Origin of the sequence: Allocoleopsis sp. (genome assembly GCF_036703385.1) — a bacterium.
In the GTDB taxonomy this organism is placed as follows: Bacteria; Cyanobacteriota; Cyanobacteriia; order Cyanobacteriales; family Coleofasciculaceae; genus Allocoleopsis.
In genome coordinates, this window is sequence record NZ_DATNPA010000368.1 from 1 (window position 1) to 9,478 (window position 9,478).

The 9,478-nt window shown below is 46.4% G+C and carries 10 protein-coding genes; 6 read left to right on the top strand and 4 right to left on the bottom strand.

Annotation, left to right across the window (positions count from 1 at the left end; all coding sequences use genetic code 11):
* Together V6C93_RS18220 and V6C93_RS18225 are read left to right on the top strand one after the other, a co-directional pair.
* A partial coding sequence (locus V6C93_RS18220; protein WP_333478091.1) for a 3-deoxy-7-phosphoheptulonate synthase occupies nucleotides 1–1,039 on the top strand: 1,039 nt, incomplete at its 5' end.
* A 174-nt stretch (nucleotides 1,040–1,213) separates the two neighbouring features.
* Nucleotides 1,214–1,672, top strand: coding sequence for a GatB/YqeY domain-containing protein (locus V6C93_RS18225; protein WP_333478092.1), 459 nt, complete (start codon nucleotides 1,214–1,216; stop codon nucleotides 1,670–1,672).
* A gap of 87 nt (nucleotides 1,673–1,759) precedes the next feature.
* On the opposite strand, the gene V6C93_RS18230 is transcribed toward V6C93_RS18225, so the two are convergent.
* Complete coding sequence (locus V6C93_RS18230; RefSeq protein ID WP_333478093.1) at nucleotides 1,760–2,614, bottom strand: acyl-CoA desaturase; 855 nt, start codon at nucleotides 2,612–2,614, stop codon at nucleotides 1,760–1,762.
* Nucleotides 2,615–2,738: 124 nt separating this feature from the next.
* On the opposite strand from V6C93_RS18230, the gene V6C93_RS18235 reads away from it, so the two are divergent.
* Nucleotides 2,739–3,989, top strand: a complete 1,251-nt coding sequence (locus V6C93_RS18235; RefSeq protein WP_333478094.1) for a TetR family transcriptional regulator — start codon at nucleotides 2,739–2,741, stop codon at nucleotides 3,987–3,989.
* Nucleotides 3,990–4,310: 321 nt separating this feature from the next.
* Nucleotides 4,311–5,075, top strand: coding sequence for a pentapeptide repeat-containing protein (locus V6C93_RS18240; protein ID WP_333478095.1), 765 nt, complete (start codon nucleotides 4,311–4,313; stop codon nucleotides 5,073–5,075).
* A 177-nt stretch (nucleotides 5,076–5,252) separates the two neighbouring features.
* On the opposite strand, the gene V6C93_RS18245 is transcribed toward V6C93_RS18240, so the two are convergent.
* The 3 genes from V6C93_RS18245 to V6C93_RS18255 all read right to left on the bottom strand — a co-directional run bounded on the left by V6C93_RS18245 (nucleotide 5,253) and on the right by V6C93_RS18255 (nucleotide 7,580).
* Nucleotides 5,253–5,597 (bottom strand): ribulose bisphosphate carboxylase small subunit, encoded by a 345-nt coding sequence (locus V6C93_RS18245; RefSeq protein WP_190496629.1) that lies wholly within the window; start codon nucleotides 5,595–5,597, stop codon nucleotides 5,253–5,255.
* A 78-nt stretch (nucleotides 5,598–5,675) separates the two neighbouring features.
* A complete protein-coding gene (rcbX, locus tag V6C93_RS18250; protein ID WP_333478096.1) occupies nucleotides 5,676–6,065 on the bottom strand; it encodes a RuBisCO chaperone RbcX in 390 nt (129 codons plus the stop codon).
* Between the two features lie 84 nt (nucleotides 6,066–6,149).
* Nucleotides 6,150–7,580: a ribulose-bisphosphate carboxylase large subunit gene (locus V6C93_RS18255; RefSeq protein ID WP_190496625.1), complete on the bottom strand. Its 1,431-nt coding sequence runs from the start codon at nucleotides 7,578–7,580 to the stop codon at nucleotides 6,150–6,152.
* Between the two features lie 542 nt (nucleotides 7,581–8,122).
* Between V6C93_RS18255 and V6C93_RS18260 the strand changes: the two genes are divergently transcribed.
* On the top strand, nucleotides 8,123–9,241 hold the full coding sequence (locus V6C93_RS18260) for a ligand-binding sensor domain-containing protein (RefSeq protein WP_333478097.1): 1,119 nt from the start codon (nucleotides 8,123–8,125) through the stop codon (nucleotides 9,239–9,241).
* 76 nt (nucleotides 9,242–9,317) lie between these two features.
* Nucleotides 9,318–9,478: 3-methyl-2-oxobutanoate hydroxymethyltransferase (locus tag V6C93_RS18265; RefSeq protein WP_333478098.1), on the top strand; the 161-nt coding region annotated here is incomplete at its 3' end.

Consider the following 9,478-nt stretch of genomic DNA (forward strand, 5'->3'; position numbering starts at 1 on the left):
TCAGGTTTTAATCACTCCGGTTGAAATCAAATCCCAAGTCCCTTTAACAGATTTAGCCGAGATAACCGTTTTAAAATCTAGGCAAGAACTTGAGGCTATTTTAGACGGGAAAGACCAGAGAAAATTTCTAGTCGTTGGCCCATGCTCCATTCATGACGTTCAAGCGGCTGAAGACTATGCTAAAAGGCTTAAAACCCTAGCAGAGCGAGTCAAAGATAAATTACTCTTGGTCATGAGAGTTTACTTTGAAAAGCCAAGAACCACTGTCGGCTGGAAGGGATTAATTAATGACCCCGATTTAGATGATTCTTTCCATATTGAAAAGGGATTAATCATGGCACGGGAACTCCTAATCAAAATTGCTGAACTCGGATTACCCACTGCTACAGAAGCTCTAGACCCTATAGTACCTCAATATATTAGCGATCTTATTTCCTGGACAGCTATTGGCGCACGGACGACTGAATCCCAAACTCATCGCGAAATGGCAAGTGGGCTTTCCATGCCAGTTGGGTTTAAAAACAGCACAGATGGTAGTATTCAAGTGGCTTTAAATGCTCTCCAGTCAGCTAGAGAACCTCACCATTTCTTAGGCATTAATGAAGAGGGACAGGTCAGCATTTTTAGAACTACAGGCAATGCTTATGGTCATATCATTCTAAGAGGCGGTGACCGTAAGCCCAACTTTGATGCTGATAGTGTGAAACTAGCAGAAGAAAAATTGGAAGCTGCGCAATTACCCTGCAAAATTGTGATTGATTGTAGCCACGGAAACTCTAAAAAGAACCACAAGTTACAAGGTTCTGTCTTTGAGAATGTAATTCATCAAATCCTGGATGGCAATACCTCAATAGTAGGTATGATGCTGGAATCTAATTTGTATGAAGGAAACCAACCCATTCCCAGTAACCGAGAGGAATTAAAATATGGTGTCTCTGTAACAGACAAGTGTATTGACTGGGAGGAGACTGAAAAAATTGTTTTGGCGGCTTATGACATGCTAAGTGCGTCTGATTGCCCGGTTCCTGTAGGAGTTTAACTCGCAGTGGGTGCATTATGCGATCGCTCAAGGGTTATCAGTAACGCTGAATCGCTAATGCACCCTACGAATTGGCTTTCTTGTGCGCAATCACGTAGAGCGTCTCTTCTAACGAGAGGCTACTGATGCAGTATGGATACACTGAAAGGAGTTTCCCACGAGGAGGATTTCTTAATGAGCTTAAAAGATCGCATCTCGGAAGAGATTAAAGCTGCCATGAAGGCCAAAGATAAAGTTCGCCTCGAAACCGTCCGTAGCATCAAAAAGGTGATTTTAGAAAAAGAATCGAGTTTGCGAGCTCAAGGGAAAGATAGTCTTACAGAGAGTCAGGAACTTGAAGTGTTATCCCAGTTAGCGAAACAACGCCGGGATTCCATTGAGCAGTATCGCAAAGCCGGACGCGAGGACTTAGCCGAACAAGAATCTCAGGAACTCGCTATTCTCGAAGAGTATCTACCTAAGCAACTCTCAGATGAAGAGGTGGCAGCTATTATTGATGAAGTGATTACCTCTACCGGGGCGACCTCTGCTAAGGACATGGGTAAAGTCATGGGGTCTGTAATGCAACAGCTCAAAGGTCGAGCCGATGGGCAGAAAATTCAAGCAATGGTTAAGGCAAAGCTAAGTAGCTGAGGTTTTACATCAGTTTAAGGATAGACATCTACTTGGCAGGGACTGTTTACCCTGCCAAGTTTTATCGGCATTACCCTCTCCTCGAAATTAACCCTGTACTTGTCGCTGTGGAGGCATTACCACCTTTGTGGCTAATCCCAGGGTTTTCAGAACTTGAATCGCCCACCAAGTAGGATCTACTTCCCACCATTGGCGTCCAGCCGGAGCAACATTGGGTTGAGCGTGGTGATTATTGTGCCAGCCTTCTCCATAGGTTAAAATCGCCGCCCACCAGAGATTCCGAGAACCATCTTCCACCTGATAGGTTTGATAACCGCGCAGGTGAGTCGCTGAATTAATCAACCAGGTGCTGTGCCAAAGCAATACGGCTCTGACAAACATTCCCCAAATGACAAATGACCATCCTCCGAGAGCATACAGCAACAGACCTAGAGGAATTTGGAGGAGCAAAAAGTAGCGATCAAGCCAGCAATAATAGGGGTCTCGCGCTATATCTGGGGCATATTTTTTATAGCTTTCTCGGTCAAAAAGGTTCGGTGTTTGATAAACCAGCCAAAGCATGTGACTCCACCAAAAACCCCGTCGTGCTGAGTACGGGTCTTTGACTTCGTCCTCTGGGTGAGCATGATGCTGACGGTGACCAGCTACCCAAAAAATAGGTCCCCCTTGCAAGGCTAGAGTACCGATGGTTGTAGTGATATACTCCAACCACTTGGGTACTTGTAGACTACGATGGGTCAGCAGTCGATGATACCCTAAACAGATGCCAATGCTGCCGAATAACCAGTGGAGAAATAGGCACGCTCCCAAAGCTGACCAGGAGAAAAACCAAGGAGCAAGCATGGCTAAAGCGTGAATGGCAACAAAAAACGATGCACTCACCCAGTTGAACTTTAAATCGGTACGGCTTCCTGGGACAGCCGTGAGTGTTTGATTCGTCATAAATCTTCTCTATTGAGGAGAGGGGTAGCTATAGCCGGGACTTTAGGTGCAAGTAATACTTGCACTTCTACAGCTTATCCAATAATAATCCAGATATGCAAGTGCCACTTACATCTTTAGACTTATGTCTCGAACACCTTCTTCAACTCGACAGCGTTTGATTAATGCCGCGTTGGAGTTGTTTACCTCACAGGGAGTGACCGAGACGACCACTCGACAAATTGCTGAATTGGCTCAGGTCAATGAAGTAACTCTGTTTCGACAGTTCGGGAATAAGCAAGGATTGCTCTTGGCGGTGATTGAGGACTCGGCAGTCTTTACCCGCCTGAGTGAATCGTTAAGAGCGCAAGTTCAAAAGAGCAGCCGTTTAGATCAAGCTCTGAAAAATTATGCTGGCGATCGCCTAAAAGTTCTTGAAGAAATTCCAGAACTGCTACGTTCTGTAGTTGGAGAGGCCGGTCGCTACACCCTCGAAAATCGCCGAGCGCTAGGGCGAGGCGTTACTCTGGCTAATCTAGAGGTGGCTCGATATCTAGCCACTGTGATCGATCGCGAAAATTTACATCCCCGGATATCGGTCGAAAAATTAGCCAGTTTGCTCAATGAAATGTTGTTCGGCTACTTGGTTATTGAACTGACGAGTGAGTTTCACGAACTTTGGGATGACCGAGAGGATTTTTTGGAGAGTTTGGTGGAGTTGTTTTTACACGGGGGGGTTTCACCCCACGAAGTGACGGCTGAATCAAAGGAAGATTCTACTCATGAACCGCAGAAGGTAGCTGATTTACCCGCCTCTTTAGTGCATTCTATTCTGCAACAAGCCAAAAAACGGGGATTACGAGAGTATGCATTCGCTTACGTGTTGTTTGGCGCTGGTTTAACCCTTTCAGAAACGGTAGCATTAGAGCGATCGCATCAAATCTGTGACGAACACCAGCACCTCTTACAAGTGACTCAAGGAGCAGTTCGGCAAGTGCCCGTGAATCAGTGGATTATGGGGAAGCGCTACGGCTCCTATACACGTAATCCCTTGACCCAATGGTTAAAAAGCCGGAAAGACACTCAGCAAGCTTTATTTATCAATGATGGAGGAGAGGCCATGTCAGAGGAAGAGTTAGGCAGTGTATGGCAGAAATTCACCTCCGGAATGTTAACGCCTGAAGGTCAACCCCTGTTAATAGAGCAAGCTCGGCAGACTTGGTGTGTGGAAATGCTCATGCGGGGAATTGATTTAGAGGATTTGAGCATTCTTAGCGGTTGGGATTGTACTCAATTACAATCCTATGCCCGTCGAGCAAGAGAAAAAGCGGCTTTAGAACGAGCGATTAAACTCGATTCCCCAAGAAACACAGGCATTGCCGAGTACAAAACCTAAGGAGAGTGTGTCACCCCATTAGTTTTGCAAGTAGACCCTGCTGATCGTGCAAGCAATACTTACGTCAGCGGCTTTGTTGGTAGAGGTAACGCGATTACCCTAAACGAATGAGCCGATTCATCGGCAATCGCGCCTAGAGCAAATTTTCAAAAAGTTACTACTATCTATTAGACAAAATTTTTGACCCACTTGAAATTTCAAGATCAGGCGGAAATTTCTATAAAGTAATTTTTTATATATTTGTGTTTTAATGCCCAGTATCAATTATTTTTATATGGTACAATATCAGGCTAGCTACCAAAGAATCTAGGGGTGCAAGTAATGAAGCTTACTAAGATAGTAATTAAGTTACTTGTAATTTCAGCCTGTGCAGGATGCGCAACCAATGCTGAAGTTAATACAGCTAATCAAGTGCAAGATTTCAAGCTTAGCGGTTCTTTAGCGCTACAACAGTTAACCAATACGAATCAATGTCCGGGCTGTGATTTTCGAGGAGTCAATTTAGCAGCGGTAAATTTGAGGGAAGCAAACTTAGCTGGTGCTAATCTTTCCCAGGCTAATTTAAAGGGAGCCAACCTAAAAAACACCAATTTAAGTCAAGCTAACTTAAGCAAAGCTAATCTTTCCCAGGCTCAATTATCAAATACAAACTTGAGTCAGGCTAATTTAACTGGAGCGAACCTTTCCAGAGTTCGATTTGGAGAAGACTCGAAGACTCTATCTATTGAACAGGGTGAAGCACCGAATTTAAGGGGCGCAAATCTAAGCCATGCTAATTTGAGCGCGTCTAATTTACCCAAAGTTAATTTAACAGATGCAAATTTAACCAATGCTGATTTAACAAATGTTAAATTTCATGGGATGCAAGCTGTTGGAGCTAATCTTAAAAAAGCCAAATTGATCAGAGCTGACTTAAGTTATGCTGACCTGAAGAAGGCTGATTTAACGAGTGCAGAGCTCAAGGAGTCCAACTTAAGAAATGCTAATTTAGAAGGTGCTGATTTACGTCAAGCTAACTGGCAGAGTGCGAATATAGACAATGCTAAGTTAACAGGATCATTACGAGAAAACGATGATTCTAAGTAGGGTAGCTTTATGAGGTTAGCACAAAGCGTGGAGGACTCTGGCAAGGGCATTAATCGTTCTATTATGTGAGAGAATTAGCCTCAAAATATTTATTCATGAAATTTACCAAAAAAAGGAGAGGTGCTAACATCCCTCTCCTTTTTGTATTTACCTCAAATTGTTCTAGCCAAAAGCTTCTTAGAAGCGACCACGGGCGTTGGTATTGGGCTTGTGAATGATGAAGCTCAGCACTTGGCACTGCTTCACATTATCAAAACCCACCACGCGGATGTAAGAGTCACGATAGTCAGAACGGCAAGCATCCACTTCAGCCATCACTTCTTGAGTGTTGCGAGCTTTGAATAGGGGCAGCTTCCACAATGTCCAGTAGTGATGTTCTGGTTCTGAATTGTCGCTGAATTCTACAGCGGGGATATACCCTTGATCCAAAATGTATTGGACTTGCTTGACAATCTGAGAATCGGTCAGCGGGGGCAAGTAGGAAAGGGTTTCAAAACGACGCTCTTTCGGTAAAGTTTGCATGGGTTAGGTGTGTTTTTTGGATTAGGAGTGTGCAACAGGTGACCAGGCAGCTAGGCCAATTTTGGTCACCTCAATTAACTAACTTTCCGAGTCCGTTGGCTGTTCGGAGCTGGACGGGGGTTCAGAAACGGTGAGTTGCGTAATCCGCTCTAGATGCTGACGCCGATGTTCCATATTCGACTGCTGGATAGCAGAACGTACCATTTCTGGTAAGTAGTCTGCGACTTCTTCCGCCAAGTGCTGTCGCACGGTCATGATCCGAAATGCCAGCTCTTGCTTTTCCTGAAGTAATGCCCGGATGAAAGCTTCTCCATCTTGGACACTAATATGGGAACAGAAACCATGCAGCCAAAGCGACTGGGGTGGGTCAGTTTCGCTGAGTTGCTCCAAGACAACCCGCAGTGCTTGATAGGTCATATAGCTGCTCAACGTCTTGGCAGCGTCCTTGGCAACTCGTTTTAAATCCATCTTCTGACCCCAGCCTTTTGAAGTATGAAGTATTAAGCATGAAGTATGACAGTTCATACTTCACACTGTACACTTCACGCTTGATCAGACGGTGTCCATCGCTTCAAACTCGAACTTGATTTCCTTCCACAGTTCGCAAGCCGCTGCCAACTCAGGACTCCACTTGCAAGCTTCACGAATCACATCGCCGCCCTCACGGAACAGGTTGCGACCTTCGTTACGAGCTTGGATACAAGCTTCTAAAGCAACACGGTTAGCGGTAGCGCCAGGAGCATTACCCCAAGGGTGACCCAGAGTACCACCACCAAACTGGAGGCAGGAATCATCACCAAAGATTTCCACCAACGCAGGCATGTGCCATACGTGAATACCACCGGAAGCTACGGGCATCACACCAGGCATGGAAGCCCAGTCTTGAGTGAAGTAAATACCCCGTGCGCGGTCTTGTTCGATGTGGTCTTCCCGCATCAGGTCAACGAAGCCCATCGTGATGCCTTTTTCGCCTTCCAGCTTACCAACTACGGTACCGGAGTGCAGGTGGTCACCACCAGACATCCGCAGACACTTGGCGAGTACGCGGAAGTGGATACCGTGGTTCTTCTGACGGTCGATTACAGCGTGCATCGCACGGTGAATATGTAGCAGGACACCATTACGGCGGCACCACTTAGCCAAGGAGGTGTTAGCTGTGAAACCACCCGTGAGGTAGTCGTGCATGATGATCGGCGTCTTGATTTCTTTAGCGAACTCAGCACGCTCCATCATTTCTTCACAGGTGGGGGCGGTGACGTTGAGGTAGTGACCTTTAATTTCACCGGTTTCAGCCTGTGCTTTTTCGATCGCTTCTTGAACGAACAGGAAGCGATCGCGCCAGCGCATGAAGGGCTGGGAGTTGATGTTTTCGTCGTCTTTGGTGAAGTCTAGACCACCGCGCAGACACTCATAAACCGCACGACCGTAGTTCTTCGCAGACAGACCTAGCTTGGGCTTAATCGTACAACCCAGCAGAGGACGACCGTACTTGTTCAGCTTGTCACGCTCAACGGTAATCCCGTGAGGTGGGCCTTGGAAGGTTTTCATGTACGCGATGGGAATCCGAAGGTCTTCCAAGCGCAGTGCACGCAGAGCTTTGAAACCAAATACGTTACCCACCAAAGAGGTCAGCAAGTTGGTGACAGAGCCTTCTTCAAACAGATCCAAAGGATAGGCGATAAAGCAGATGTACTGGTTGTCTTCCCCAGGTACTGGCTCGATGTCATAACAACGACCTTTGTAGCGATCGAGGTCAGTCAACAAGTCTGTCCACACAGTCGTCCAGGTACCCGTGGAAGATTCAGCGGCAACAGCAGCACCCGCTTCTTCTGGAGGAACCCCAGGCTGTGGAGTTACGCGAAACGCCGCCAGGACATCAGTATCTTTAGGGGTGTAATCCGGAGTGTAATAAGTTAATTTATAATCTTTTACCCCGGCGTCGTACCCAGCTTTTGACTGAGTGCTGGTTTTAGAGTAAGACATGTTTTCCTTCCTTAGGAGCGACTGAATGTTGCAACAGGTATATGCATTGACAATGGTTGTAGATTCTGCCCTGAATTTTTGGAACAAAAATCTTTTAATAAGGCTTGCCTAATAAGCCCTGATTCGGGTGCAACACCACACCCAACTTTCCCTTATTTTGGCTGCTGCCTGGGATTACCTAACCAAATGCTATTTGACCACAAAAGTGACCACTAAAGAGCATCTTTTTGTAAACAAGGCATAACTGGATAGGTAGCGCTTAATTTCTTAATTGTTTTGTAACTATACCAAGAATTCAATAAGTTATAATTCAAATCTTCTGTAGGTTTTCATAAACTTTTTTTATATATGAGAAGAACCGTCACATATTGTAAACTTTTGTAAAAAAAATGAATTCATGTCCCGTTTAGAGATAGAGAAAAAACACCAGGCTTAACCTTCTACTCATCCAGCATCCAGAAGCGATTAAATATAGGGATACTTTTAAATATAGGAATACTTGCACAAGAGCAAGCTTATTCAGGAAGGCAGAGAGAACCGCGATGGCGTTTTTAACAGCCCACATCCGTTTTTTGATGAGTGTGACATTACTAGGGTTGAGCTTAGCCCACCCAAAAGCGATCGCTCCAACGTTGGCACAGACGAATACGGAGTCAGACTTTCCCCCAACTCTTGACCCAGGCAGGCAGACACCTGTCTACACAGGCGACCCACCCCCGCCATTAAATGAGCCATTGCCCCCAGAGCGCTTACGTCAAGACACGGCTCCTCTGCCGACTGATTTCCGCGTCAGTGCCTTGCAACCCGACTTTACTGGCGACCTTTGGGTGGGTTCTTGGACGGGGTTAGCTAGAATTAGTCCCAATAGCGGACGAGTGTTGGCTCGCATTGCCCTTCCCAATTACACCATCGGCGCTTTAGCCCAAGATAAAGTGGGACGTATTTGGGTGGGCACTTACGAAGGATTGTTGCGCGTAGACCCCCGCAGTAATGAAGTAACGGCACAAAATTTTACCTTGCCTTCTAACCGCGTGTTGTCGTTGTTGCTCGATCGCCGAGGCTATCTTTGGGTCGGAAGCGATCGCGGTCTTACCCTAATCAGCCCTGACCAAGGATTATTGATGACGACCGTCCAAAAACTCCCCGGTGTCAGCGCTAACGCTCTTACTTTAGATCAAGATGGTCAGCTGTGGGTCGGAACCCTAGAAGGACTTGTCCGTGTTGATACCGCCAGTGCTTTAGTCATTGGTCGCATCCCCAGCCTCCCCGGAACCACGGTACAAACCCTAACCTTATCGCCCGATGGTAAACTCTGGGCTGGAACTCCCAACAGTTTACTGGTCATAGACCCAGAAACTCGCGAAGTCCTACGCTCCGTCACCCCACTACGAGGACGTAACGTTACCTCAGTGCGCTTTGCTAAAGATGGGAGTGTTTGGGTTGGGACGGATAACGGCTTGTTGAAACTCAAACCGGACAGTGGTGCTGTACTCGGTGAAGTTCCCGATCTTCCTTCTAGTCGTGTTCTTGTCCTATCTCCCGATACAGGTAATAAGTTATGGGTCGGCACGACTGAAGGATTAGCCTGGGTGAGTCAGACAACCGGTCAGGTTAGACCGCATTTGGCCTTCACTCGTGGCAATCCTAGAGAAAGTTTTTAACTTGACCAATTAACTCGCTTCATTAAAACCGACGTTCAAAGACTCGCTACCGCTACGCTATCAGCACTAAACTCAAATGGCAGTTACAACCCAGCAACTCATTCAATGGAAGCAACAGGGTCGTCCGATCGTGGTGCTGACGGCTTGGGATTATGCGATTTCCCAGTTGTTGGATGCAGCGGGCGTCGATATCCTCTTAGTGGGAGACTCGCTGGCAATGGTCACGTTGGGTTACCC

Excerpts from the sequence above, each read along its gene's own strand:
- V6C93_RS18245 (WP_190496629.1), bottom strand. The coding sequence starts at position 5,597 with ATGCAAACTTTACCGAAAGAGCGTCGTTTTGAAACCCTTTCCTACTTG.
- V6C93_RS18240 (WP_333478095.1), top strand. The coding sequence starts at position 4,311 with ATGAAGCTTACTAAGATAGTAATTAAGTTACTTGTAATTTCAGCCTGT.
- rcbX (WP_333478096.1), bottom strand. The coding sequence starts at position 6,065 with ATGGATTTAAAACGAGTTGCCAAGGACGCTGCCAAGACGTTGAGCAGC.
- V6C93_RS18260 (WP_333478097.1), top strand. The coding sequence starts at position 8,123 with ATGGCGTTTTTAACAGCCCACATCCGTTTTTTGATGAGTGTGACATTA.
- V6C93_RS18230 (WP_333478093.1), bottom strand. The coding sequence starts at position 2,614 with ATGACGAATCAAACACTCACGGCTGTCCCAGGAAGCCGTACCGATTTA.
- V6C93_RS18255 (WP_190496625.1), bottom strand. The coding sequence starts at position 7,580 with ATGTCTTACTCTAAAACCAGCACTCAGTCAAAAGCTGGGTACGACGCC.
- V6C93_RS18225 (WP_333478092.1), top strand. The coding sequence starts at position 1,214 with ATGAGCTTAAAAGATCGCATCTCGGAAGAGATTAAAGCTGCCATGAAG.
- V6C93_RS18235 (WP_333478094.1), top strand. The coding sequence starts at position 2,739 with ATGTCTCGAACACCTTCTTCAACTCGACAGCGTTTGATTAATGCCGCG.